Consider the following 24,191-nt stretch of genomic DNA (forward strand, 5'->3'; position numbering starts at 1 on the left):
GACGACATTCTGGAGCCGGATGGTCCGGATACCCAGAACGGCGCCGAGCCCGTACACTGGCGTCGCAGGAGGCGCCGCCGCGGCTGGAGACGGGTTTGCCGTCGCTACTGGCGTTACGGCCATTGGCGCCGGAGATGTTTCCGCAGATCCTTCTGGATTCGCTTCTGACGAGAGCGGGCGTAGGCCTCGGCATCTGCCGGGGCCTTTGCCGCTGATCAGACGCAAGCAACGGCGAGGGATGGTGCGACTGGACTCGCGGCATCATTTTGGTCTAGTCAGCCCTCATCGGACCAAAGGCATCGCGCTATAGCCGCGCGCAATCCATGATCATCGTGAAAAGGCCGTTGCGCGAAGAAGATTTGTACTTCGTCTTCGCTGAAGAGCGCTGCGTTGCGTTCTTTTACCTCCTCTCTTCATCCGGGGACAAGCAGATATGGGCGGTGAGCGGCGACGAGAAGCCGTTGGCCGCGAATACCGACGACTTCGCCAGCTATGACGACGCTTTGAACTTCATCGTCGCCCATCAACCCCGGATAGTGGTCCCCGGTTAGCCGGAACGCGGAGCGCGCCCCGCCCGTTTCAGGGCGTGCCCCGTGGCCGGTGTGGAGCCAGGCCAAATAAAATGCCGGTCGATTCAAATGCTCGCGGCTGCTCCGACAAGCGGCCGCAGCAGTGTCACCTGGACCGCATCCCCCTATGGCTGGGTATCGCCGATAGGATTAGTTGCGTTGTCGCTAATATACCCATAGTTTAAGGAGCGCGGGGGACATAAGACCCTTCCCGCAGTGGCCGGTGCAGTCCACACCCCAATGAGCCCGAGCTGCACCGGCCATTCCCTGCGGATGGATGGCGTCCATGCCGCAGTCCGAATTGTGATGATTCATTGGACCGAGTGCCGCGAAAGGCATAGCCTAACTGGATTGCTCAAGCTTCCTGAAAGGAGCGCGAGATGCCGGTCAGCGATGCTGAGTTCATACACCGAGAGAATATCAAGCACTTCGAAAAGAGGCTGGAAACGGAAACAGACCCCGTAAATCGCGGTCTGCTGTTGAAGCTCCTTGCCGAAGAGAAGGCCTGGATGCTCCCTCACGCTGCTGCGGTTAAGACCGCGTAGGGGAAGGCCCAACCGGCGTTCAGGTTGACGCAGGTTCTGCGCCGGACAGTGTCGTGGCCAGGCGGGACAGTTTTACTCCCCTTGGGGGACCGGCCCGTCGAGGACTGCATCCCGATTTTTTCATCTGGGTTCGTCAACCAGATAATCGCCCGCATAAAACAGGTTCAAACCGTGAACAAAATCTGGCATGGTGCCCGCCATGCCGATCATCTCACCCATAGCAATCAACCCGCTCATCGACGGGCGCCAATCCGAACGCGCCATGCTGGTGCGGCGCGGGGTACAGCGGCTGTTGAGGGAAATGGGCGCCCACGTGCTGCCCGAACTGTCGCTGGCTACCGGCCGCCGCGCCGACCTCGTCGCGCTGACCCGGCAAGGCGACATCTGGATCATCGAGATCAAGTCCTCGATCGAGGACTTCCGGGTCGATCGCAAATGGCCCGACTACCGGCTGCACTCCGACCGTTTCTTCTTCGCCACCCATCCCGGCGTGCCCGCGGAGATCTTTCCCGAGGAGTGCGGCTTCATCCTCTCCGACGGCTACGGCGCCGAAATCCTGCGCGAGGCGCCCGAGCACCGCATGGCGGCGGCAACCCGCAAGGCGCTGATGCTGCGGATCGCGCGCGCCGGTGCCTCGCGGCTGCTGGCGGCGGAACTGGCAGGTGTGTCGGTGCCGGCGCTCGAGGGCGAGAGCGAGTAACTTTGGCGGAACCTGAGTTCCTCGCCCTACCCCTCGCCCTCGTTCACCCCCATAGCCGACGGCGCCATCAAAAGCACGGCGGCGCCGAGGATGGCGGCGATGAAGGAGCCGGCGAGGATGCCGACCTTGACCGCGTCCTGCAGCGCCACATCGCTGGCGAAGGCGAGCAGGCCGATGAACAGGCTCATGGTGAAGCCGATGCCGCAGAGCAGCGAGATGCCGATCATGTGCGTCCAGCCGGCATTGGCCGGCAGGTCGGCAAGGCCGAGCCTTATGGCAAGCGCGGAGGAGCCTAGCACGCCGACCAGCTTGCCGACCACGAGGCCGGCGGCGACACCCAGCGTCAACGGCTCGATCAGCGCGCCAAGGCTCAGACCGGCCAGAGAAACGCCGGCATTAGCGAAGCCGAAGATCGGGATGACGACGAAGGGCACTATCTTGTGCAGGCCATGCTCGAGCCGGTGCAGCGGCGAGTGGTCGAGATCGTGGCCGATCCCGGCGGAGCGTTCGAGCGGAATGGTCAACGCCAGCGCCACGCCGGCAAGGGTCGCATGGACGCCCGATTTCAGCACCAGCACCCACAGGATGACGCCGAGCACGAGATAGGGCACCAGCGTCATCACCCGCATGCGATTGAGCACGACGAGCACGGCAATGACGGCGAAGGCAGCGCCGAGGTAAGCGATCGACAGGCCGCTGGTGTAGAATATGGCGATGATGATGACGGCGCCGAGATCATCGATGATGGCGAGCGCGGTGAGGAAGACCTTCAGCGAGGCCGGCACACGGCTGCCGAGCAGCGACAGCACGCCGAGCGCGAAAGCGATGTCGGTGGCGGTTGGTATAGCCCAGCCGGAGAGTGCCGCCGCATTGTCGCGGTTGACGGCGACATAGACGAGTGCCGGAACCAGCATGCCGCCGGCGGCGGCGATGCCGGGCAGCGCGCGCCTCGGCCAGGTGGACAGCTGGCCGTCCAGCATCTCGCGCTTGATCTCGAGCCCGACGAGCAGGAAGAACACCGCCATCAACCCGTCATTGACCCAGTGCGAGATGCTGAGTGGACCGAGATAGGCGTGGAGAACCGAGAAATAGGTTTGCGAGAGCGGCGAATTGGCGACGATCAGGGCAAGGGCCGCCGCCGCCATCAGGATGATGCCGCCGGCCGCCTCGCCATCGAGAAATTCGCGGAAGACGGAAACCGGCCGCTGCTTCAAGTCCCGCATGTCGCCTCCGTTAGCCGGGTCATTCGCGATGATGCTCAAACTCCGACCTCCGGGCAAGCATCGAACCGTGCTTCAGCGTCTCAGAGGCTATTTCGAAATTCGCTCTGGCGAGTCATGTAGTGGTGGTTTCGAGAACCGTAGCGCAGCGGACATTTGGTCCGTGAGCACCGGAAGCGCAGAAAACGCCATCAGAGGCCGGCAGTAGAATTCCCAACCGGTCTCTCAACGCGGCGCGCGCTTGGCCAGGATCCGCTGCAAGGTGCGGCGATGCATGTTGAGCCGGCGCGCGGTCTCGGAGACATTGCGCTCGCACATTTCGTAGACGCGCTGGATATGCTCCCAGCGGACGCGGTCGGCCGACATCGGATTTTCCGGAGGTGCCGCGCGCTCGCCGGCGGTGCGGGTAAGTGCGGCAAAGATGTCGTCGGCGTCGGCCGGCTTCGACAGGTAGTCGACGGCGCCAAGCTTCACCGCCGTCACCGCGGTGGCGATGTTGCCATAGCCGGTCAGGATGATGGTGCGGGAATCGTCGCGCTTCTCGCGGATGGCCGCGACCACGTCGAGGCCGTTGCCGTCGCCGAGACGCATGTCGACCACGGCATAGGCGGGCGGATTAGCGCGTGCCTTGGCGACTGCTTCCTCGACGCTCTCGGCCGTCTCGACCACAAAGCCCCTGGTTTCCATGGCGCGAGCCAGACGCGTAAGGAACGGCTTGTCGTCATCGACGATGAGCAGCGAGGTGTCCTCGCCTTCAACCATTGCGCCAATAATTTCGTCGCCTGTCATAGTCTCAAAATTCCTGCTGCCTCAATTTTACGCAGATATAGTTCCTGAGCCCCGTTGTCCAATTCTTAGAGCCCCCGAAGGGCTGTCAGGCGGTGTCGAACATACTAGCCGAGGTGACTTCCGGATTGAGGAACACGCCGCGCGGCCATGATATCTGTACCACGGCGCCCTCGCCCAGGCCGCTCGAATTGCGAAAATCGAGCGTCGCCCCCGAGCGTTCGAGCAGCGTCTTGGCGATGAACAGACCCAGCCCCAGTCCGCCGCCGGCTTCGGTGCCCTGGCGCGTCGACATGTAGGGTTCGCCGATACGGTCGATGATCTCGGCCGGGAACCCGGGCCCGTCATCGATGATCGAGAAAGTGACGGTGGCCTCGTCCCAGCTCCAGCTCACGGTGACGCTCTTGCGGGCAAAATCGACGGCGTTCTCGACCAGGTTGCCGAGGCCGTAGATGACGCCCGGATTGCGGCGTCCGACCGGTTCGGGGCCGATGCGTTCGCCGGGCCGGAGCTTGATCGAGATGCCGAAGTCGCGATGCGGGGCGGTGACCTCCTCGACCAAAGAGGTCAGCGGCAGCCGGGAAAGATGCGCCTCGCCCTCGGAGGACAGGCTGGTCAGGCGCTTGAGGATCTCGCGGCAGCGCTCGCTCTGCGAGCGAAGCAGCTTCACGTCTTCCCCGTATTTCGGATCGTTGCCGAGCGCCTTTTCCATCTCCTTGGCGACAAGCGTGATGGTGGCGAGCGGCGTGCCGAGCTCGTGCGCGGCCGCCGCGGCCAGTCCATCAAGCGCCGACAAGTGTTGTTCGCGCTGCAGCACCAGTTCGGTGGCGGCAAGTGCGTTGGCCAGAAGCCGCGCTTCGGCGGCCACCCGGAAGGCGTACATGGCGGTGAAGGCGATCGAGGACAGCACCGCCATCCACATGCCGGCGACATAGATGAAGGGCATTGCCAGCGGCGCGCCTTCATACCAGGGCAACGGCAGATGGATGAAAACCAGGAAGGTCGCCGCCGACATCACCAGCCCGCCGAGGATGGCGGTCAGACGCAGCGGCAGCGATGTCGCCGAAATGACCACAGGCACGGTCATCAGCAGCGAGAACGGATTGGTGAGGCCTCCGGTCATGTAGAGCAGGCCGGCAAGCTGCAGGCTGTCGAAGATGAGGATGCCGAAGGCCGCGAGCGGGGTGAGCCGGTGCGCCGCCGGAAACCGGAAAGCCAGAAACAGGTTCATCCAGGCCGAACAGGCGATCAAGGCAAAGCAGATGCTGACCGGCAGCGGGAATTTCAGGCCATAGGCGACGACGAGCACGGTCAGGCTCTGGCCGACAATGGCAAGCCAGCGCAGCCGGATCAGCGTGTTGAGGCGCAGTCTCTGGCTCTGCTGGAAATCGGGCGAACGCAAAACGTTGATCATAGCCATGGATTACAGGCGCTGGGCCAGGAACGCTAGGTCCCGCGCGGCTTGGCGCGGGCGGTGGCGGCGGCGAGCAAGGGGTTTTCCGGCCAGACATGCCGAGGGTAGCGGCCGCGCATGTCGGCGCGCACGTCGGCCCAGGAGCCGCGCCAGAAACCGGGCAGGTCGCGCGTCGTCTGGATCGGCCGGTGCGCGGGCGACAGGAGTTCGAGCGTCAGCGGCACGGTGCCATTGGCGATGGCAGGATGGCGGTCGAGGCCGAACAGTTCCTGCACGCGAACCGCCAGCACCGGCCATTCGCCTTCATAGCGGATCGGCACATGGCTGCCCGACGGAACATCGAAATGGGTGGGCGCCAGCGTATCGATCCTGCGCTGCAAGTCGTGCGGCACGAGCGCGGCGAGCCCAGCCGAGACAGTGCCCGGATCGATGGCGGCAAAGGATGCCGCGCCGGACAGGAACGGCAGCAGCCAATCGTCGAGGCGCTCGATGAGCGCGGCATCGGCCATATCGGGCCACGGCGCGCCAAGACCGCGATGCAGCCAGGACAGCCGCTGGCGCAGCGTCTGCGCCTCCTTGCTCCAGGTCAGCAGCGAAAGCCCATGCTCGCGCAAGGCGTCGAGAATGGCGCGATCGGCGTCCGCGCCGGTTGGCGGCGGCAGCATGCGCTCGGACAGGGCAATGGCGCCGAGGCGCACCGTTTCGCGCACGCGCACGGCGCGGCGGTCGCGGTCGAAGCTTGTTTGCCTGCGGGTCTCGATCCTGTCCGCCAGCGTGGCGCGGATATCGTCCTCGCTGATTGCCGCGGCCGCCGTGATACGGGCATTCTGCGCCTTGCCCTGCAAATCGGCGACGACCAGAAACGACTCGCCCGCCAGCGGGTCGGCGGCGTCGAGCATGGCGCCGGAGCCGTTGGCCAGCACGAAGCGGCCACGCTCGCCGCGCGCCTTCGCCACCCGGTCCGGCCAGGCGTGAACAAGCAGGAGGCCGGCAGAAACCGCTTCGCTGTTCTTCGCGCCGCCTGCCTGTCTCGCCAGCCTCTCGGCGAGCTGCCGCGCGGCGGTCGCACGCGGCGATCGCTCGGATCGAAACCGCATCAGCCGCCGTTCGAGATCGGCACCTTCGCCGCCAAGCCCACGCTCGGTTAGCAGCACGGCAAGCATGGCCGCCTCGTCGGCATGGCCGCTCCGGGCCGCCTCGGCAACCATGTGCGCCAGCCGCACCGGCAGGGCGAGTTTGCGCATCGCCATGCCCGCTTCCGTCAGGCGTCCCGCCTCGTCGACGGCATCCAGCGCACGCAGCAGAGTCCTTGCCTCGTTGAGCGCCGGAGCCGGCGGCGGATCGAGGAAGGCGAGCGCCGTCGGATCGGCGACGCCAAAGGCGGCGCAGTCGAGCAGCAGGCCGGAGAGGTCCGCCTCGAGGATCTCCGGCGGGGTGAAGGCGGGGAGTGCAGCCGTCTGCTCGGCGCGCCACAGCCGGATGGCGACGCCAGCTTGTGTGCGCCCGGCACGGCCGGCGCGCTGGTCGGCCGACGCCTTGCTGACGCGCACGGTTTCCAGCCGGGTGAGGCCGCTGGCCGGCTCGTAGCGCGGCAGCCGCGACAGGCCGGAATCGATGACGACGCGCACCCCGTCGATGGTGATCGACGTCTCGGCGATCGAGGTGGCCAGCACCACCTTGCGGCGACCCGCCGGCGCCGGCTTGATCGCCGCGTCCTGTGCCTTGCCGTCGAGCATGCCGTAGAGCGGCACGATGTCGGTGCCGGCCCCGACCTTGCCCGCCAGCCGCTCGGCGGTGCGCTCGATCTCGCGCTGGCCGGGCAGGAAGGCGAGCACGCTGCCGCTCTCGTCGGCGAGCGCCGAGCGGATCGCCTTGGCCATGGCATCCTCGATTGCCACGCCGGCCGGCCGTTCGTCGTAGCGGACATCGACAGGGTAAGCGCGGCCCTCGCTTTCGATCACCGGCGCGCCCGACAGCAGTTTCGCGACACGCGCGCCGTCGAGCGTCGCCGACATCACCAGCAGCCGCAGGCCCGGCCGCAGCGCCCCTTGCACGTCGAGCGCCAGAGCGAGGCCGAAATCGCCATCGAGCGAACGCTCGTGGAATTCGTCGAAGATCACTGCCGAGACACCAGGCAGTTCGGGATCGTCGAGGATCATGCGCGCCAGCACGCCTTCGGTGACGACCAGTATCCTGGTCTTGGCCGAGGTGCGATTTTCCATGCGCATGGCGTAGCCGACGGTGGCGCCGGGTTCCTCGCCGATGAGTTCGGCCATGCGGCGAGCGGCGGCGCGGGCGGCGAGCCGGCGCGGTTCGAGCAGAACGATCTTGCCGACACCAAGCCACGGCGCGTCGAGCAGCGCCAGCGGCACCAGCGTTGTCTTGCCGGCGCCCGGCGGCGCCACCAGCACAGCGCTGTTGCCACGGCCAAGCGCTTCAGTCAGAGCCGGCAGCACGGCGGATACCGGAAGCTCCGGCAAGGGGTTTGTCGTCATCGGTCCAGGAATGCGTTCATCCAATCGCGGCAGGCCCGCCTCGCCCGCATATCAGCGGTCGCGGTCGCCGTGCAACTCATGGGATCGCGGCCAGTTCAAAGCCGGGTCCGCGAAAACGGATTCCAGCGCACCGTGCCCAGCCGTGCTTCCTCGCGCACCATGGTCAGCAGGCCGGAGCCGCCGACGACAGCGAGACCGACCAGGGACAGCCAGTCGGGATACTCCTGGAAGAACAACGCACCGAGGATCACCGCCCAGACGATCTGCGAATAATGCGTCGGCGCGACCCGGTTGGCGGGCGCGTATTTGACGGCCAGCAACTGCAGCAATTGTCCACAGGCGGCGAGCGCGCCCGACAGCACCAGCCAGGCCAGTTGCCGCGCATCCGGAAGCGTGAAGGATGTGGCAGCGGCGCCGATGCCGTTGAAGAACAGGCCGTAGCCGATCAGCACGCCCAGCATGGTCGTGCGCTTTTCCTGCTGTGCGAGCGAGCGCATCAGGATGACGCTGGCGGCGGCGAGGATGGCAACGCCGAAGGCGGCAAGATGGCCGAGATGCAATTCGCGAAAGCCCGGCCTCACCACCAGCATGACACCGGCAAAACCGGCGACCACCGCCAGCCAGCGCCAGGGGCCGACTTTCTCCTTGAGGATGACCGTGGAGAGGATTGTGACGCACAGCGGCGCCAGGAAGATCAACGCGTAGGACTCAGCCAGCGGAATGGTGGTGAAGGCGTAGACGCTGAGCACGCCGGAAGCGATGCCGGACCAGGCACGGGCCTGCACCGCCCAGGGCCGGCCGGTGCGCCAGAAGTCGCGCCAGCGTTCGCCGTTGGGGCGGGTGAAGAACAGGAAAAAGCCGGCAAACAAGGTCGTGAAGAAGCCGATTTCAAAGACCGTGAACTGGCCGCCCAGGCTTTTGACAACGGCGTCGTTGAACGAATAGCTTGCATAGGCGATCAAGGCGAGCAGGATTCCGTTCGTCACGTTTTTCCATTTCCGGGGAGAGAGTAGCGTGAAAATACTGGCTCTCGGTGCGCATCCGGACGACATCGAGATCTTCATGTTCGGTACGATGGCAGCCTATGCCGCGCAAGGCGCAGAACTCACTTTTGCCATAGCCACGGACGGCGCCAGGGGCGGCAAGGGTGATCCCGGCGCGCTTGCCCGGGCGCGCCGGCAGGAGGCGGCCCAAGCGGCGGCCCTGCTTGGTGCCGTGCCACGCTTCCTCGACTTCCCGGATGGCGAACTGGTGGCCGACGCGGCACTGATCGCGGCGCTGAAGAGGCTGATCGGCGAGATCGGCCCGGATCTCGCGATCACGCACGCGCCGAACGACTATCACGGTGACCACCGCGCGCTGTCGGATGGCGTGCGCATCGCCGCCTCGTTTGCCGTCCCGGTGCTGCATGCCGACACACTCGGCGGCACCGGTTTTTCGCCGACGCACTATGTCGATATTTCCGCGCATGCCGCCGTCAAGGCCAAGGCGATCCGCATGCATCAGTCGCAGGACCCGGAACGCTTCGTCGACGCCGCCCGGACGCAGAACGCCTTCCGTTCCGGCCAGTGCAACGGTGCGCAAGAGTCGCTGGCCGAAGCGTTCCGCTTCGAACCGACGTTCCCCTTCGCCGACATCCGCGCCCTGCTGCCGGCGGCGCCGCCGATACGGACGGTGATGGTCAGCACCAGACGGGTCGACTGAGCAATTCCAGGAAAATGTGAAACGGTTTTCCGTCCGGAATTGCGTCAAGACAGAGAGAAGAAGCGACCTTCAGGTCTGCTCGGGATCAGCCTGCACGGCTCCCACGTTCCACAGGGGCCCAACCGGCGATTCGAACTTTTCCTAACGATTTCAGACGCCGGCGCCGGTATGCTGCGGCGCAGCAACGAATTCGCTTGCCTTGTTTAGTAAAAATTGCATCACTAAACAAATTACTAAACATCTGCCGCGCTCCGGCGCCGCCATGTTTAGGCCCCTGAGGAGAGGGGTTGAGAGCTCTTGAAACCGTCATCCGGGCGCGTTTCGCAAATGGGAGGAAGGCATGAAATCGAGCTTGAAAATGGCGTTGGGACTGGCCTCGGCGATGGTTGCGTCGACAGCGGTTTCGAATGTCGCGCACGCTGAAGACCTGACGCTGTGCTGGGCCGCCTGGGACCCGGCCAACGCGCTTGTCGAACTGTCCAAGGATTTTACCAAGGAAACCGGCATCGGCATGAAATTCGAATTCGTGCCGTGGACCAACTATGCCGATCGTTTCCTCAACGAGCTGAATTCGCACGGCAAGCTGTGCGACCTGATCATCGGCGACAGCCAGTGGATCGGCGGCGCGGCCGAGAACGGCCACTACGTCAAGCTGAACGACTTCTTCGACAAGGAGAAGATCAGCATGGACGATTTCGTGCCGGCAACGGTCGTCGGCTATTCGGAATGGCCGAAGAACACGCCGAACTACTGGGCGCTGCCGGCGATGGGCGACGTCGTCGGCTGGACCTATCGCAAGGACTGGTTCTCCAAGCCGGAACTGCAGAAGGAATTCAAGGAGAAATACGGCTGGGATCTCGGCCCGCCGGCGACCTTCGACCAGTTGAAGCAGATCGCCGAATTCTTCCAGAAGCGGCAGATCGACGGCAAGACCGTCTATGGCGCCTCGATCTACACCGAGCGCGGCTCGGAAGGCATCACCATGGGCGCCATGGACGTGCTCTACAGCTACGGCTTCCAGTACGAGAACCCCAAGAAGCCCTACGAGATGGAAGGCTACGTCAATTCCGACAAGTCGGTGAAGGGCCTGGAGTTCTACAAGGCGCTCTATGATTGCTGCACCCCGCCGGGCGCCTCGAACAGCTACATGGGCGAAGGCGTCGATGCCTTCAAATCCGGCCAGGTGGCGATGCACATGAACTTCGCGTTCACGTGGCCGGGCCTGCAGAAGGACGAGAATGTCGGCGGCGACAAGATCGGCTACTTCGTCAATCCCAAGGGTCCCGATGGCGACCAGTTCGCCCAGCTCGGCGGCCAGGGCATCTCGGTGGTGTCCTATTCCGACAAGCAGGAATCGGCGCTGAAATACATCAAATGGTTCGCCAACAAGGACGTCCAGGCCAAGTGGTGGTCGCTCGGCGGGTATTCCTGCCTCAACGCTGTGGTGAAGGACCCGAAGTTCCCGGCCAGCCAACCCTACGCGCAGACCTTCCTCGACTCGATGGCCATCGTGAAGGACTTCTGGGCCGAACCGAGTTACGCGCCGCTGCTGCAGGCCTCGCAGAAGCGCTTCCATGACTATGTCGTCGCCGGCCAGGGTTCGGCCAAGGATGCGCTCGACGGCCTGGTCAAGGACTGGACCCAGGTCTTCCAGGACGATGGCAAGATGTAACCGGCTCCTCCCGAGCTAGGCCGAAGCGTCCCGTGCCGCCCTTGGCACGGGACGCAGTTCAGATAAATTCATGACAGAGACGACCCAAGTGACCGAAGCAGGACTGACCATGCTCAATCGGACCGCGGAGAACGTTGCCCGGGCGACCCCGGAGCCGTTGGCCCGCAAGGTCCGGGGCATCAGCGACAAGGGGCTCGCCTGGCTGTTCATCTCGCCGACGATCCTGTTGCTGCTCGCCATCAACATCTTTCCGCTGTTCTGGGCGATCTATCTGTCGTTCACCAATTACCGCGCCAACCGGCCCAACGAGGTGGTGAAGAATCTCGGCTTCGCCAACTATCAGCGCATCCTCGGCGACCAGGATATCTGGATCGCCATGCAGACGACGGCGCATTTCGTGTTCTGGACCATCCTCTTGCAGACGCTGATCGGCTTCACGCTGGCCTGGCTGATCGACAGGAAATTCCGTGGCCATGCCTTCTGGACGACGCTGATCCTGGTGCCGATGATGCTGTCGCCGGCGGTGGTCGGCAATTTCTGGCGCTTCCTCTACGAGCCGCAGATCGGCCTGTTCGCCTATGCCATCTCCTTCGTGTCAGGCATTCCGCCAACAAACATCCAGATGCTCTCCAACGTCTCGTTGGCGCCGTGGTCGATCATCATCGTCGACACCTGGATGTGGACGCCTTACGTGATGCTGATCTGCCTCGCGGGCCTGCGCTCCATCCCCGAATACATCTATGAAGCGGCCGAGGTCGACCGCGCCTCCAACTGGCGGCAGTTCTGGTCGATCACGCTGCCGATGGCGCTGCCCTTCATCATGCTGGCGGTACTGTTTCGCGGCATCGAGAACTTCAAGATGTTCGACATGGTCAATCTGCTGACCGGCGGTGGGCCGGGCTCGACCACCGAGGTCGCCTCGATCACGCTGAAGCGGCAGGCTTTCGAGAGCTGGCGCACCGGCTATTCCTCGGCCTTCGCCATCATTCTGTTCGTCGCCGTGTTCGGGCTGGCCAACATCTACGTCAAGGCGCTCAACAAGGTGAAGCAGAGATGAGCCTGACCACTGCCCATTCGGTCGTCGCACCCTCTGCGAATTCGAAGCGGATCGCGGGCGCGATCATCATCGCCTACGCGCTGATCTCGATCGTGCCGCTGCTGTGGATCTTCGCCACCAGCTTCAAGACGCCGCCGGACTCGATCGCCTATCCGCCCAAGATCCTGTTCCAGCCGAGCCTCGAAGGTTACTGCAACCTGTTCACGACGCGGACGCGGCAGACACCGGAATACATCAACTCGCTGGGCCCGGCCACGAGCTTCTGCGACGAGACCACGCGCATGCGCAACATGGTCATCGCCGGCCCGTCCAACTTCGTGCCGCGCTTCGTCAATTCGCTGATCATCGCCTTCGGCTCGACCTTCTGCGCGGTGTTTCTCGGCACGCTGTCGGCCTACGGCTTCTCGCGCTTCAAGGTGCCGCTGGCCGACGACCTTCTGTTCTTCATCCTGTCAACGCGCATGATGCCGCCGATAGCCGTCGCCATTCCGATCTACTTGATGTACCGCGAGCTCGGCCTGTCGGACACGGCGCTCGGCATGATCCTGCTCTACACGGCGGTCAACGTGTCGCTGGCGGTGTGGCTGCTGAAAGGCTTCATCGACGAAATCCCGCGCGAATATGAAGAGGCGGCGATGATCGACGGCTATACGCGGCTGCAGGCCTTCTGGCGCACCGTGCTGCCGCAGGCGACCACCGGCATTGCCGCGACCGCCATCTTCTGCCTGATCTTCGCCTGGAACGAATACGCCTTCGCCGCCCTTTTGACCTCCGGGACGGCGCAGACCGCGCCACCGTTCATCCCGACCATCATCGGCGAAGGCGGCCAGGACTGGCCGGCCGTGGCAGCCGGCACGACGATCTTCCTGGTGCCGATCCTTGTCTTCACCATCCTGCTTCGCAAGCAGCTGCTGCGCGGCATCACCTTCGGCGCGGTGCGCAAATGAGCATGACCAATCCCGTAAAACGCAAATCGCGCTGGCCGGTCTGGGCACGGCGCGGCCTGATGGAAAACATCGCCACGGCGCTGATCGCCATCGGCTTCCTGATGCTGTTTCAGCCCTTCGCGCTGTCGCTCTACACCTATTCCTTTGTCACCATGCTCGCCGGCACCGTGATGTTCATCATCGTCTCGAAATTTCCGGAGTAGGTGATGGCCGAGATCCGTGTTCAGCATCTGAGAAAGGCGTTCGGCGATTTCGTCGCCGTGCAGGATTCCAACTTCGTCGTCGAGGATGGCGAGTTCTTCGTCATGCTCGGACCATCGGGCTGCGGCAAGACGACGACCTTGCGCATGATCGCCGGGCTCGAATTGCCGACGGGCGGCGAGATCCTGCTTGGCGGCGAGGACGTCACCATGCGCCGCGCCCGCGAGCGCGACATCGCATTCGTCTTCCAGCTGTTCGCGCTCTATCCGCACATGAACGTGCGCAAGAACATCGGCTTCCCCTTGCTGGCGCAAGGCATGCCTTCGGCCGAGATCCGCACCCGGGTCGAGGAGACGGCAAAGCTGTTGCGCATCGATCATCTGCTCAACAAATCCGTCTCTGGCCTTGCCGGTGGCGACCGCCAGCGGGTGGCGCTGGGGCGCGCCATCGTGCGGCGGCCAAAATGCTTCCTCATGGATGAACCCCTGGGGACCCTTGATACCGAATTCCGCGATTTGATGGTCCATGAGTTGCGCGAGTTGCACAACCGCATCCACGCTACCACCGTCTACGTCACGCATGACCAGATGGAAGCGATGTCGATGGCCGACAAGATCGCGGTGATGAACCATGGCGTCATCGAACAGTTCGGCACGCCGCGCGAGATCTACGATCGTCCGGCAACCATGTTCGTCGCCGACTTCATCGGCTCGCCGCCGATGAATTTCTTGAGATTTGGCGGCGGATTGGCAAAGGGCGCCAACGAGATCGTCGTCCAGGGCGCGAAGGTCGTGGTGCCGGAAGTGCGCGAGGATATCGCGCCCGGCGACATGGCGCTCGGCATCCGGCCGGAACACATCCGCTTCGACGATACCTCCAAGCTGCGGGGCGCCATCTACGGCACCGAATATCTCGGCACCACGCAGATCGTCGCGGTGGAGACGGCGGATGGCATCATCAAGGCACGCGTGCCGGCCGAGATCCGCCTCGCCACCGGCGATCATGTCGGCCTGGCGCTGAGCAGCGCCCGCCTGTCGCTGTTCGAGAAGGGATCCGGCCGCGCGGTGAGGACCGCGATCTATGATGTGGCTTCGGAACGGAGGGCGCAGCATGGCTGAGGTGCACATCAAGAACGTGACCAAGAGTTTTGGTGACCATGTCGCCGTTGACGGTCTCGACCTGCATATATCAGATGGTGAATTCGTCGTGCTGCTCGGGCCGACCGGAGCCGGCAAGACGACGACGCTGCGGCTGATCGCCGGGCTGGAACGGCCGGACAGCGGCACCATTCGCATTGGCGGCCACGATGCCACGACGCTGTCGCCGGCCGAGCGCGACACCGCCTTCGTGTTCCAGCAATATTCGCTCTATCCGCATCTGTCGGTGTTCGACAATCTCGCCTTCCCGCTGCGCTCGCCGGCGCGGAAAATGCCGGAAGACCAGATCCGCCGCCGGGTCGAGGATGTCGCCAGGATGGTGCGTATCCATCACAAGCTCGCCAACCGCTCGACCAAGCTTTCGGGCGGCGAAATGCAGCGCGTCGCCATCGGCCGCGCGCTGGTGCGCAAGCCGGCCATCTATCTGATGGACGAGCCGCTGTCGTCGCTCGACGCCAAGCTGCGCGCTGATCTGCGGCTCGAACTGAAGCGCATCCAGTCCGAACTCGGCGCCACCATGCTCTATGTCACGCATGACCAGATCGAGGCGATGACCATGGCCGACCGCATCGGCATTCTCGCAGATGGCGTGCTGGTGCAGATCGGCACGCCGAGGACGATCTATTCCGAGCCGGCAAACCTGCATGTCGCGGCGAGACTCGGCCAGCCGGCGATCAATCTGCTGCCGGCCGGTCTGCTGCCTGACGGCGGCGCGCCGGCAGGAACGAAGACAATCGGCGCGCGCACCGAACATCTGTCGATCGACAAGGCCGCCAATGGCCATGCCGATGGCGTTGTCGACTGGGTCGAGCATCTCGGCGACCAGAACCACCTGCATGTGACGGTGGGTTCCAGGAAGCTGGTGACGCTGACCGATCCCGACACGGATTTGGAACAGGGCGACAAAGTGGTGATCCGCTACCGGTCGCCGCTCTATTTTGGTGCCGACGGACAACGGCTGATGTGAACGGTTTTCGGTGTTCCCTGCCAAGGGTCAACGCCGGCTCTGATTGACGATTGCGACAGACTGGACGAATTCGATGAAGCACTTTTTCAATCGCAGGGAAACGATCGTCACGGAGGCGCTGGATGGCCTCCTGAGGACAATTGGCGCAGGCGACCTCGCGCGTCTGGACGGCTATCCCGAGATCAAGGTCATCCTGCGCGCCGATTGGGACAAGACGAGAGTCAGCGTCGTTTCCGGTGGTGGCGCCGGGCATGAGCCGTCGCATGCCGGCTTCGTCGGCAAGGGCATGCTGACGGCGGCGGTCTCGGGCGAGATCTTTGCTTCGCCCAGCGTGGAGGCGGTGCTGGCAGCCATTCGCGCGGTCACCGGCCCGGCCGGCTGCCTGCTGATCGTCAAGAACTACACCGGCGACCGCCTCAATTTCGGCCTGGCCGCCGAGAAGGCGCGCGCCGAAGGTTTTCGTGTCGAGATGGTGATTGTCGCCGACGACATAGCTTTGCCGGATATCAACCAGCCGCGCGGCGTTGCCGGCACCTTGTTCGTGCACAAGATATCAGGCCATCTGTCGGAGGCCGGCCACGATCTGGCCGACATCGCGGCGGCGGCGCGGGCGGCGGCAACGGACATCGTTTCGCTCGGCATGTCGCTGTCGTCCTGTTCGATCCCGGGCCAGCCTCATGAAGACAGGTTTGGCGCGGACGATGGCGAGCTTGGTCTCGGCATTCACGGCGAACCGGGAGTCGAGCGCATCGCCGTGCAAGGCGTCGACAGGCTGGTCGCGATCATGGCGGAGCGCCTCGCGGCAGGGCTCGACCCGAACGCCGGCTATGCCTTGCTGATCAACAATCTCGGTTCCGTACCACCGCTCGAAATGTCGCTTGTCGCCAATGCCGTGCTTGCCTCGCCGCTCGCTCGGACAGTCAAGCTGACGATCGGCCCTGGACCGCTGATGACGGCGCTCAACATGAACGGCTTCTCGCTGTCGCTGATCCGGCTCGATGCAGCGCGCGAGGCGGCGCTGCGCGCGCCCGTCGGCCCGCACGCCTGGATGCAGGCAAAGCCCGTTGTCGCGCCTTCTGTCATGCCGCTGGCGAAACCCGCCACCCAAAGCGCGGCCCGCAAGCCCAGCCAGGATGCACGCAGCAGGCGCCTTGTGGTCACCGTCTGCGAAAGGCTGATCTCGCTCGAAGCCACTTTGAACGGGCTGGACGCCAAGGCTGGCGATGGCGACACCGGCTCGACGGTGGCGACCGGCGCGCGCAGTGTCCTCGACCGGCTTGATACGCTGCCGCTTGCCGACCCCGCGGCGACCCTTGGCGCGGTCGGCGACATTCTGAGCGCATCCATGGGCGGCTCCAGCGGGGTGCTGCTGTCGATCTTCTTCACGGCGGCGGCGCAGGCTCTGGACGGCGGTGCCAGCATGGCCAGGGGGCTGCTTGCGGGCCTCGAACGGATGACCTTCTACGGTGGCGCGAGAATTGGCGATCGCACCATGGTCGATGCCCTGGAGCCAGCGCTTAAAGCGCTCCACGCCAAGGGGCTGGAGGAAGCGGCAACCGCGGCCCGACGCGGCGCCGAGGCCACCGCCGCGATGGACAAGGCGAAGGCCGGACGGTCCGCCTATGTCGGCAGCAAGCTGCACGGCGTGGTCGACCCCGGCGCTCATGCCGTGGCCGAGGTCTTCGCGGCCGTGGCCGCACTGCATGCAGCGGCTTGACGCATGCTTCAGTTGTCGAACGACAGTTCTTTCGATACTGCCGGCGGGATGGAAACCGGGAATTTGCGCGACATGGCGGAGTTGAACCTTTCCAGGCTGATCACGACCGCCGCGGACACGATTGCCGCTCATGCCGAGGAGCTGACGGCGCTCGACCAGGCGATCGGCGACGGCGACCATGGGCTGAACATGAAGCGTGGCTTCGAGGCCGTGCGCAGCGAGGCGGAAGCGTTTTCGGCCAAGCCGCTGCCCGAGGCCCTGAAGGCGATTGGCACCAAGCTGGTGATGACGGTCGGCGGCGCTTCAGGTCCCTTGTTCGGAACCCTTTTCATGGCGCTCGGCAAGGAGATTTCCGCCGCGCCCGATCGCGCAAATCTGACGGGGGCCTTTGGCAAGGCGATCGAAGCGGTGGCGGCGCGAGGCAAGTCGCAAGTTGGACAGAAGACAATGCTCGACGTGCTGCAGCCCGTGCATGACGCTTTGCTGCAGGGAAGAGCCCCCTTTGAAATCGCCGATATCGCCGACGCGGCCGCCGAGGCAACCGTGCCAATGAAGGCCCTGCGTGGCCGCGCCTCGTTCCTCGGCGACCGTTCGATCGGCCATATGGACGCTGGCGCGCGCTCAACCGCGCTGCTGGTGCGGACAGTGGCGAAAACCGTCGGGGAAAGCGCATGAGCAATGTCGGCATCGTCATCGTGTCGCATTCGCCGCTGGTCGCCGAGGGCACGGCCGACATGGTGCGGCAGATGGTGGGCGACGAAGTGCCGCTTGCATGGTGCGGCGGAAACGGCCATGGCGGGCTCGGCACCAATGTCGAGGCGATCATGGGTGCCATCGACAAGGCCTGGTCTGAAGCCGGGGTCGCCATTCTGGTCGATCTCGGCGGTGCGGAGACCAACAGCGAAATGGCGGTGGAGATGATCGGTGAGCCGCGTTCGCAGAAGATCATCGTCTGCAACGCGCCGATCGTCGAAGGCGCGGTGATGGCCGCGACGGAGGCTTCCGGCGGCGCCTCGCTGAAGGAAGTGGTGGCGACGGCGCATGAATTGTCGCCGTCGTGAGCGAACGGGAATTTTGAAGACATGTCCGCATCCGCCGAAGCGAGCGTCCTGATCACCCACGAGGTGGGTCTGCACGCGCGTCCTTCGGTGAAGTTCACCAAGCTTGCCAAGACCTTTGCCGCCGACGTGGAAATAGCGCTTGCCGCCAATGGGCCGTGGTTCGACGCCAAGAGCATCGTCAAGGTGATGGCGGCCAAGGCGCCGAAGGGGACCGTGCTGCATATCAGGGCCAGCGGCGATGGCGCCGATGATGCCGTCGACGCGCTGGTCGAACTGGTGCGGCGCGATTTCGACGAAGGCGCGGATCATGTCCGGACCGCATAGGCTGCAGGGCATTTCGGCCTCGGCCGGTTATGCCGAAGGTCCGCTGTTCGACCTCGACCGGACTGCCGCACACTACACCGTCAGGGCCACTGCCGCAGATGAAAAGGCTGCGCTCGAAGCCGCAATCGATGCCGCGACGGCTCGTCTCGCGGCATTGATCGAGACCGCTGATAGCGCCGCCGCCGACATTCTCGAATTCCAGATCGCCATGCTGGGGGATGATGCGCTGGGCAGGCCGGCCTTTGCCGCGATTCACGCCGGCCAACCGGCCGACAGGGCCTGGCGGCAGGCGCTCGACGCGGAAATCGCCGGCTACGATGCTTCCGACCAGGATTATTTCCGGGCGCGGGCGGCCGACATCCGAGACATCAGGGATCAGGTGCTGCGGGCGCTGACCGAGGATGGCGACGTCCAGGCACCGGCCGGCGCAATTCTCTACGGCGAGGACATCGCGCCGACACGTTTTCTCGAAACCGACTGGAGTTGTGGTGGTGGCATCGCGCTGAAGGCAGGCAGCACGGCGAGCCACGTCGCCATGCTGGCCCGGTCGCGTGGCGTGCCGATGGTTGTCGGGCTTGGGGTGGTTGGCCTTGGCGGTCCGCCAGCCAAACTTGCCGGCCCGGCGCTGCTCGACGCCGAGCACGGCGGGATCGTGCTGTCGCCCTCCAGGGCCGAGATCGACGCCTTTCGCCGATCGTCCTCATCATTCTCGGCGCGCCGCGACCTGGCCGGGACTTTCCTGGCCCGGCCGGCGATGACCAAGACCGGCACGGCGGTGCGCGTGCAGGTCAACATCGCCGACCCGTCCGATGTCGACGGCATCGACATCGCGACCTGCGACGGTGTCGGGCTGATGCGCACCGAATTCCTGTTCGGCAAGGCGCTGCCCGACGAGGAGACGCAGTATCGAGCCTATCGCAAGGTGCTGGAGTGGGCCGGCGAAAAGCCGGTGACGATCCGCACCGTCGATGCCGGCGGCGACAAGCCGGTGCCTGGCTTCACCGTCAAGGAAGGCAATCCGTTCCTCGGCCTGCGTGGGATCAGGCTATCGCTGGCGCGGCCTCAGGTGTTTCGTGTACAAATCCGTGCGCTGCTGCGCGCCGCTGTCCACGGCAGCCTGAAAGTGATGTTCCCGATGATCGCCGTTGTGGAGGAATACAGGCAGGCCGTGGCAATGTTCGCCGAGGAGCAGGCAATGCTCGCCGCGCGTGGCATCGCGCATGAAATGCCGCCGCTTGGCATCATGGTCGAGGTGCCGTCGGTGGCGATCGTGCCGGAGGCGTTCGCCGAAGCCGCCTTCTTTTCGATCGGCTCCAACGACCTCACCCAGTATGTCATGGCCGCCGCCCGCGACAACGCTGCCGTAGCGCATCTCAATTCGGTCCGCCATCCGGCGGTGCTGCGGCTTGTCGCTGCCGTAACCGCGTTTGGCGAGCGCGAAGGAATCCCGGTCAGCCTGTGCGGTGACGCTGGCGGCGATCCCGCCTCGATACGGTCACTGCTCGAGGCCGGCCTGCGCGATCTTTCCGTCGCTCCGGCTCAACTCGCCATGGCCAAGGCGGCCGTCGCGGACGTTTCGGTCTAGGCTCGGCTGGCATGGTCGACAAGATACCTGAACCCGGCTCCGAAGAGGCGATCCGCGCCTACAAGACGATCCTGTCCCAGGTCATCGACCAGCGGCCGTCCGGCATGCGCCAGCGCCTTGCCGACGCGCTTGGCAAGCACCGCAGTTTCGTCACGCAGATTTCCAGCCCGGCCTATTCGATCCCGATTCCATCGAAACATTTGCCTTCCATCTTCTCAGTCTGCCATTTCAGCCCGGCCGAGCGTGATCAGTTTCTCGCCGCCTATCACCAGGCGCATCCAGGCAAGATGTCTGTCGCGGCAGGCATGCGCAAGACGCGGCATGTTTCGCTGATCGTGCCGGATTTCGGCGACGACAAGCAGAACGCCGCGCTCGACAGGGCGGTGAATGATTTCATCCAGAAGATCACCAGCATCACCGGCAAAGGCAGCTGATCGCCTATTTCGGGAGGAGACGGCCGTGAAGAAATTTATCAATTCGGTGGACACGGTGCTGACCGAGAGCCTCGATGGTTTCGTTTCCGCCCACGCCGACATCCTCGTGCTCGGCGACGGGCACAAATTCGTCCGCCGCAAGACCTTGCGGCCGGGCAAGGTGGCGCTGATCTCCGGTGGCGGCTCCGGCCACGAGCCGCTGCATGGCGGCTTTGTCGGCCGCGGCATGCTGGACGCCGCCTGCCCCGGGCAGGTGTTCACCTCACCGACGCCGGACCAGATGATGGCGGCGGCGGAGGCCGTCGACACCGGCGCCGGCTGCCTGTTCATCGTCAAGAACTACGAAGGCGACGTGATGAATTTCGACATGGCGGCCGAAATGTCGGAAGGCGTCCTGCAGGTGGTCACCAATGACGATGTCGCCGTCGAGAACTCGTCCTATACGACCGGCCGGCGCGGCGTCGCCGGCACGCTGGTGGTCGAGAAGATCGTCGGCGCGGCCGCAGAGCATGGCATGGCCTTGCCACTGCTGAAGGCGCTGGGCGATCGCGTCAACGGCGTGACCCGCTCGATGGGCGTGGCGCTGACCAGTTGCACGGTGCCGGCCGCCGGCAAGCCAACCTTCGACATCGGCGACGGCGAGATGGAATTCGGCGTCGGCATCCACGGCGAGCCCGGAAGGCGGCGCGACACATTGAAAAGTGCCGATGCCATTGCCGAGGAGATATGCGCGGCGATCCTGGGCGATCTGGGCGACAGGGCGAAAGGCCCGGCGCTGCTGTTCGTCAACGGCTTCGGCGGCACGCCGCAGATGGAGCTCTACCTGATGTACAACAGCGCCCGCCGGATTTTCGAGAAACACGGGGTGACTATAACCCGCTCGCTGGTCGGCACCTATGTGACTTCACTCGACATGGCCGGCTGCTCGATCACGCTGACCATGCTCGATGACGAGACGACCGGCTGGTGGGATGCGCCCGTCCACACGGCGGCACTGCGCTGGGGCATGTAGAGCAGTTCCAGGAAAAGTGTGTAACGGTTTTCCCGGGAAAAGCGCGTAGCGCTTTCCCTTGGGAATTGCGTAAAGCAAATGACCAGAGCGCTGGCTTCCACCGCGCTTTTCTGCAACCATCCTGGACAATCCCCTATCCGTAACATTGTCCGGTTGATGCTGCCATCTCTCACCTCCGCCGAAGAAAAGCTCTTGCTGCGCTACGCCGATCCGGAGGCCGCGACAGTCGGGGAGGATTTGTCGGCAAAGACGCTGACGGCGCTGCTCGACAACGCCGAATTCCATGGCGTCCTGCCGATCATGCTGCGCAAGCTCCAGGAGCGTGGCGACGCGCATCTGCCACCGGATGCGGACCTGCAAGGCAAGCTGCACGACCTGCGCCAGAAGGCGACGATCGCCACCGGCCAGTCGATGCTGCTGCAGTACCATGGCGACCGCATCATGAAGGGCCTCGCCGCGGAAGACATTCCGGCGCGGATCGTCAAGGGACCGGTCTTCGCGCGAAAGCTCTACCGCAACATTTCCGACAGGCCGTTCACCGACATCGATATCCTCGTCGAACCCGCCAACCTGTCGCGGGCAAACCAGGTAATCGCGGCATGCGGCTTCGAGCTTGGCAGCAATGAGGCCGAATCCTATGCGCTGCAGGAATTCAAATGGCTCGAAAAGGAGAATTCGAGCCTGCTGATCGAACTGCATGGCGACCTGGTGCATGATACCGGCATGCGGCGGCGCCTGTCGCTGGGGTTCCGGGAACTGCGCGTCATCGACGGCGACGCGACGGACACACCGGCCGCGCTTTTGACGATCGCCATCGTGCACGCCGCCGGCGGGCACAAATTCCACCGGCTGCAGCTTTGCGTCGACGTGCTGCAAGGCGTGCGGGCGCTGCGGTCGCCGGAATCGGAAGCCCGCCTGCTCGACGCTGCCCGTATGACCGGCATCGAGCTTGAACTGGCGATTGTGCTCAATGTGACCGGCCGGTTGTTCGACGAACAGCGCGCGCTTGAACTCGCGGGCCAGATCAAGCCCGACCTGTCGATACGACTGGCCAGACGATTGATCACCACGAACACGCTGCTCAGCGTCAATTCCAGGGACAAGATCGGCTCGCGGCTGCGCCGCGATGCCTTCCGATGGATCCAGCGGCTGGCCAAGGCCCGGCCGCACGCCGCCTGACCGGCTCGATCAGTCCCGTGCTTTCAGGGTATCGCTGATCAACGCCGCAGCATCGGCCGGACGCGCGCCCACTTCCAGCCTGAAGGTAGGCACCGAAGAAACCAGCCCGGCGATCGTCGCCAGCCGGCGTTTCTGCAGCGGTAGCAGGCCGGTCATGCCGGTGCGGACATTGTCCATCGCCAGCGCCACCATCGCGTCGGTCCGGGCCATGGGCACAAGCCGGGTCTCACTGTCGGCGGATCGCGCCAAGTGGAGAAGTGCCGCCACCGGCCTGGCGGCCGGGCTTTCGATTCGGACAATCTCGCTCAATCGCTCCAGCGTGACGGCCTGTTCGCCGTTGCGGTCCCATGAAGGACCGAGGCATGGCGACACCTGCGGGATCATCCGCGCGGTTTTCTGGTGGATCTTGACGTGGCGCGGCAGCCCCCAGGCGACGGGCCTGGGGGCTGCCGCGTCCAGGATCATGGCATCGTCGGAGCACAGGCCGAAACCTTGCGTGGCCAGCGCCAGCGACGTCGTGGTCTTGCCGGTGCCGCTCGGGGCGTGGATCAGCACGACGGAGCCGCGGTCCGGCAGTGTCAGGCCCGCGGTGTGCAGCATATGCTGGCCGCCGGCGTCGAGCGCGGCGTCGAGCACCAGCATCGATGGCGTCCAGGCGGCTTTCGCATCGGGGCGAATCCGGATTTCGGCCCAGCCTTCCTCACCATTGATCGACACAGTCTGGCGTTCAGGAAAGACGAGATGGACGGTGCCACCGTCCTCGATCATCCGGCAGTAGCCATCCTCCGGGATTTCGCCATCGAAGACGGGGGATCCATCCGGTGCCTCGTCCAGAACATCCGTCTCGGTGATATCGAGACGAAAATCCGGCTCGACGGGACCTGTGATGCGCAGGCTGGCGAGCATCCTGTCGAAGTCCCGCCATAGATCGGGACGCTCGGCCGATATGCCGAGGATCTGGCCGTTGAGGCCATAGCACGCTGAAGGTCTGGTCAAGCGGGACGCACCTTTGTGGCATCGGCATGGTGGCGATAGATCTCGACCATGCCGGGAAGGCTGTCACTGACCACCGGCCTGCCGTCGAGGCAGACCCAGCAATGCGCCGACATGCGCGGCGCCTGCATCGATTTCGGGTCAACCCCGAAGCGCAGATCCGGATCGAAGCCGGCGAGGCGCAGGAAGCGATGACCGAGCAGACCCTCCCGCAGGCATCTGCGGTCGCGCATCAGCCAGGGATGGCGCACGGTGCGGTTGACGCTGGCGACGACGTAGGCGGAGGGCAAGCCGCGATAGGGCGTCGACGAGGCGAGCGGCGCCCACTTCAGCACCTCCTCGAAGCTGCGGTTGACGAGCAGGACCGGCATCAGCCGCGCGCTCGCCCAGAGATGGCAGCGAAACAGGGCGCGCAGGAGAGGACGGTCAGTCATCATGCGGTACCCTTAGCC

General features: G+C 64.7%; 25 protein-coding genes. 18 read left to right on the forward strand and 7 right to left on the reverse strand.

Features of this window, described 5'->3' with window-relative positions; translation table 11 throughout:
• The first annotated feature begins 323 nt into the window (after positions 1-323).
• The 3 genes from BLS48_RS19280 (at position 324) to BLS48_RS19285 (ending at position 1,814) form a co-directional block, all read left to right on the forward strand.
• The gene (locus tag BLS48_RS19280) at positions 324-551 is read left to right on the forward strand and encodes a hypothetical protein (protein ID WP_091580657.1); all 228 of its coding nucleotides are present in this window, start codon (positions 324-326) and stop codon (positions 549-551) included.
• A 398-nt stretch (positions 552-949) separates the two neighbouring features.
• A complete protein-coding gene (locus BLS48_RS35705; protein ID WP_167365150.1) occupies positions 950-1,114 on the forward strand; it encodes a hypothetical protein in 165 nt (54 codons plus the stop codon).
• 199 nt (positions 1,115-1,313) lie between these two features.
• Positions 1,314-1,814: an MmcB family DNA repair protein gene (locus BLS48_RS19285; protein ID WP_167365151.1), complete on the forward strand. Its 501-nt coding sequence runs from the start codon at positions 1,314-1,316 to the stop codon at positions 1,812-1,814.
• Positions 1,815-1,840: 26 nt separating this feature from the next.
• On the opposite strand, the gene nhaA is transcribed toward BLS48_RS19285, so the two are convergent.
• From nhaA to BLS48_RS19310, 5 genes are all read right to left on the reverse strand, one after another.
• Positions 1,841-3,037, reverse strand: a complete 1,197-nt coding sequence (gene nhaA, locus BLS48_RS19290) for a Na+/H+ antiporter NhaA (protein ID WP_091580662.1) — start codon at positions 3,035-3,037, stop codon at positions 1,841-1,843.
• A 222-nt stretch (positions 3,038-3,259) separates the two neighbouring features.
• Positions 3,260-3,823 (reverse strand): ActR/PrrA/RegA family redox response regulator transcription factor, encoded by a 564-nt coding sequence (locus tag BLS48_RS19295; RefSeq protein WP_091580665.1) that lies wholly within the window; start codon positions 3,821-3,823, stop codon positions 3,260-3,262.
• Positions 3,824-3,908: 85 nt separating this feature from the next.
• On the reverse strand, positions 3,909-5,240 hold the full coding sequence (locus BLS48_RS19300; protein ID WP_091580668.1) for an ActS/PrrB/RegB family redox-sensitive histidine kinase: 1,332 nt from the start codon (positions 5,238-5,240) through the stop codon (positions 3,909-3,911).
• Between the two features lie 26 nt (positions 5,241-5,266).
• Entirely contained in the window at positions 5,267-7,729 is a 2,463-nt protein-coding gene (gene hrpB / locus BLS48_RS19305) for an ATP-dependent helicase HrpB (RefSeq protein WP_091580670.1), read from the reverse strand.
• Positions 7,730-7,824: 95 nt separating this feature from the next.
• Positions 7,825-8,715, reverse strand: coding sequence for a DMT family transporter (locus tag BLS48_RS19310; RefSeq protein WP_091580673.1), 891 nt, complete (start codon positions 8,713-8,715; stop codon positions 7,825-7,827).
• A gap of 28 nt (positions 8,716-8,743) precedes the next feature.
• Here BLS48_RS19310 and BLS48_RS19315 point away from each other — a divergent pair, with 28 nt between their 5' ends.
• The 15 genes from BLS48_RS19315 to BLS48_RS19385 all read left to right on the forward strand — a co-directional run bounded on the left by BLS48_RS19315 (position 8,744) and on the right by BLS48_RS19385 (position 22,746).
• Positions 8,744-9,433: a PIG-L deacetylase family protein gene (locus BLS48_RS19315; RefSeq protein WP_091580676.1), complete on the forward strand. Its 690-nt coding sequence runs from the start codon at positions 8,744-8,746 to the stop codon at positions 9,431-9,433.
• 340 nt (positions 9,434-9,773) lie between these two features.
• Entirely contained in the window at positions 9,774-11,105 is a 1,332-nt protein-coding gene (locus BLS48_RS19320; RefSeq protein ID WP_091580678.1) for an ABC transporter substrate-binding protein, read from the forward strand.
• A gap of 109 nt (positions 11,106-11,214) precedes the next feature.
• On the forward strand, positions 11,215-12,162 hold the full coding sequence (locus BLS48_RS19325) for a carbohydrate ABC transporter permease (protein WP_091581047.1): 948 nt from the start codon (positions 11,215-11,217) through the stop codon (positions 12,160-12,162).
• Entirely contained in the window at positions 12,159-13,109 is a 951-nt protein-coding gene (locus BLS48_RS19330) for a carbohydrate ABC transporter permease (protein WP_091580681.1), read from the forward strand. Before BLS48_RS19325 ends, BLS48_RS19330 begins: the two co-directional genes overlap by 4 nt.
• A complete protein-coding gene (locus BLS48_RS19335) occupies positions 13,106-13,312 on the forward strand; it encodes a hypothetical protein (protein ID WP_091580684.1) in 207 nt (68 codons plus the stop codon). The genes BLS48_RS19330 and BLS48_RS19335 overlap by 4 nt, the downstream gene beginning before the upstream one ends.
• Positions 13,313-13,315: 3 nt before the next feature.
• Positions 13,316-14,428: an ABC transporter ATP-binding protein gene (locus BLS48_RS19340; RefSeq protein WP_091580686.1), complete on the forward strand. Its 1,113-nt coding sequence runs from the start codon at positions 13,316-13,318 to the stop codon at positions 14,426-14,428.
• Positions 14,421-15,434: an ABC transporter ATP-binding protein gene (locus BLS48_RS19345; protein ID WP_091580689.1), complete on the forward strand. Its 1,014-nt coding sequence runs from the start codon at positions 14,421-14,423 to the stop codon at positions 15,432-15,434. The genes BLS48_RS19340 and BLS48_RS19345 overlap by 8 nt, the downstream gene beginning before the upstream one ends.
• 73 nt (positions 15,435-15,507) lie before the next feature.
• A complete protein-coding gene (locus tag BLS48_RS19350) occupies positions 15,508-17,151 on the forward strand; it encodes a dihydroxyacetone kinase subunit DhaK (protein ID WP_091580691.1) in 1,644 nt (547 codons plus the stop codon).
• 72 nt (positions 17,152-17,223) lie between these two features.
• The gene (gene dhaL, locus BLS48_RS19355; protein WP_091581050.1) at positions 17,224-17,826 is read left to right on the forward strand and encodes a dihydroxyacetone kinase subunit DhaL; all 603 of its coding nucleotides are present in this window, start codon (positions 17,224-17,226) and stop codon (positions 17,824-17,826) included.
• The gene (gene dhaM, locus BLS48_RS19360; RefSeq protein ID WP_027040441.1) at positions 17,823-18,212 is read left to right on the forward strand and encodes a dihydroxyacetone kinase phosphoryl donor subunit DhaM; all 390 of its coding nucleotides are present in this window, start codon (positions 17,823-17,825) and stop codon (positions 18,210-18,212) included. Before dhaL ends, dhaM begins: the two co-directional genes overlap by 4 nt.
• A gap of 21 nt (positions 18,213-18,233) precedes the next feature.
• Positions 18,234-18,536: an HPr family phosphocarrier protein gene (locus BLS48_RS19365; protein ID WP_091580694.1), complete on the forward strand. Its 303-nt coding sequence runs from the start codon at positions 18,234-18,236 to the stop codon at positions 18,534-18,536.
• A complete protein-coding gene (gene ptsP, locus BLS48_RS19370; protein ID WP_091580696.1) occupies positions 18,520-20,121 on the forward strand; it encodes a phosphoenolpyruvate--protein phosphotransferase in 1,602 nt (533 codons plus the stop codon). The genes BLS48_RS19365 and ptsP overlap by 17 nt, the downstream gene beginning before the upstream one ends.
• A gap of 11 nt (positions 20,122-20,132) precedes the next feature.
• Positions 20,133-20,555 carry a hypothetical protein gene (locus tag BLS48_RS19375; protein WP_091580699.1) on the forward strand — a complete coding sequence of 141 codons (423 nt, stop codon included), beginning with the start codon at positions 20,133-20,135 and terminating at the stop codon, positions 20,553-20,555.
• A gap of 25 nt (positions 20,556-20,580) precedes the next feature.
• Positions 20,581-21,567, forward strand: a complete 987-nt coding sequence (gene dhaK / locus BLS48_RS19380) for a dihydroxyacetone kinase subunit DhaK (protein WP_091580700.1) — start codon at positions 20,581-20,583, stop codon at positions 21,565-21,567.
• 156 nt (positions 21,568-21,723) lie between these two features.
• On the forward strand, positions 21,724-22,746 hold the full coding sequence (locus tag BLS48_RS19385; RefSeq protein ID WP_091580703.1) for a nucleotidyltransferase family protein: 1,023 nt from the start codon (positions 21,724-21,726) through the stop codon (positions 22,744-22,746).
• A gap of 9 nt (positions 22,747-22,755) precedes the next feature.
• On the opposite strand, the gene BLS48_RS19390 is transcribed toward BLS48_RS19385, so the two are convergent.
• Complete coding sequence (locus BLS48_RS19390) at positions 22,756-23,742, reverse strand: phosphoenolpyruvate carboxykinase (ATP) (protein WP_091580706.1); 987 nt, start codon at positions 23,740-23,742, stop codon at positions 22,756-22,758.
• The gene (locus tag BLS48_RS19395) at positions 23,739-24,173 is read right to left on the reverse strand and encodes a lasso peptide biosynthesis B2 protein (RefSeq protein WP_091581053.1); all 435 of its coding nucleotides are present in this window, start codon (positions 24,171-24,173) and stop codon (positions 23,739-23,741) included. Before BLS48_RS19395 ends, BLS48_RS19390 begins: the two co-directional genes overlap by 4 nt.
• Between the last annotated feature and the right edge of the window lie 18 nt (positions 24,174-24,191).

The sequence above is a fragment of the Mesorhizobium qingshengii genome, from assembly GCF_900103325.1.
Classification (GTDB): domain Bacteria; phylum Pseudomonadota; class Alphaproteobacteria; order Rhizobiales; family Rhizobiaceae; genus Mesorhizobium; species Mesorhizobium qingshengii.

Coding starts and splice junctions, on each gene's coding strand:
- BLS48_RS19280 (WP_091580657.1), top strand. CDS start 324: ATGATCATCGTGAAAAGGCCGTTGCGCGAAGAAGATTTGTACTTCGTC.
- BLS48_RS35705 (WP_167365150.1), top strand. CDS start 950: ATGCCGGTCAGCGATGCTGAGTTCATACACCGAGAGAATATCAAGCAC.
- BLS48_RS19285 (WP_167365151.1), top strand. CDS start 1,314: ATGCCGATCATCTCACCCATAGCAATCAACCCGCTCATCGACGGGCGC.
- nhaA (WP_091580662.1), bottom strand. CDS start 3,037: ATGCGGGACTTGAAGCAGCGGCCGGTTTCCGTCTTCCGCGAATTTCTC.
- BLS48_RS19295 (WP_091580665.1), bottom strand. CDS start 3,823: ATGACAGGCGACGAAATTATTGGCGCAATGGTTGAAGGCGAGGACACC.
- BLS48_RS19300 (WP_091580668.1), bottom strand. CDS start 5,240: ATGGCTATGATCAACGTTTTGCGTTCGCCCGATTTCCAGCAGAGCCAG.
- hrpB (WP_091580670.1), bottom strand. CDS start 7,729: ATGACGACAAACCCCTTGCCGGAGCTTCCGGTATCCGCCGTGCTGCCG.
- BLS48_RS19320 (WP_091580678.1), top strand. CDS start 9,774: ATGAAATCGAGCTTGAAAATGGCGTTGGGACTGGCCTCGGCGATGGTT.
- BLS48_RS19325 (WP_091581047.1), top strand. CDS start 11,215: ATGCTCAATCGGACCGCGGAGAACGTTGCCCGGGCGACCCCGGAGCCG.
- BLS48_RS19330 (WP_091580681.1), top strand. CDS start 12,159: ATGAGCCTGACCACTGCCCATTCGGTCGTCGCACCCTCTGCGAATTCG.
- BLS48_RS19335 (WP_091580684.1), top strand. CDS start 13,106: ATGAGCATGACCAATCCCGTAAAACGCAAATCGCGCTGGCCGGTCTGG.
- BLS48_RS19340 (WP_091580686.1), top strand. CDS start 13,316: ATGGCCGAGATCCGTGTTCAGCATCTGAGAAAGGCGTTCGGCGATTTC.
- BLS48_RS19345 (WP_091580689.1), top strand. CDS start 14,421: ATGGCTGAGGTGCACATCAAGAACGTGACCAAGAGTTTTGGTGACCAT.
- BLS48_RS19350 (WP_091580691.1), top strand. CDS start 15,508: ATGAAGCACTTTTTCAATCGCAGGGAAACGATCGTCACGGAGGCGCTG.
- dhaL (WP_091581050.1), top strand. CDS start 17,224: ATGGCGGAGTTGAACCTTTCCAGGCTGATCACGACCGCCGCGGACACG.
- dhaM (WP_027040441.1), top strand. CDS start 17,823: ATGAGCAATGTCGGCATCGTCATCGTGTCGCATTCGCCGCTGGTCGCC.
- BLS48_RS19365 (WP_091580694.1), top strand. CDS start 18,234: ATGTCCGCATCCGCCGAAGCGAGCGTCCTGATCACCCACGAGGTGGGT.
- ptsP (WP_091580696.1), top strand. CDS start 18,520: ATGTCCGGACCGCATAGGCTGCAGGGCATTTCGGCCTCGGCCGGTTAT.
- BLS48_RS19375 (WP_091580699.1), top strand. CDS start 20,133: ATGGTCGACAAGATACCTGAACCCGGCTCCGAAGAGGCGATCCGCGCC.
- BLS48_RS19385 (WP_091580703.1), top strand. CDS start 21,724: ATGCTGCCATCTCTCACCTCCGCCGAAGAAAAGCTCTTGCTGCGCTAC.
- BLS48_RS19395 (WP_091581053.1), bottom strand. CDS start 24,173: ATGACTGACCGTCCTCTCCTGCGCGCCCTGTTTCGCTGCCATCTCTGG.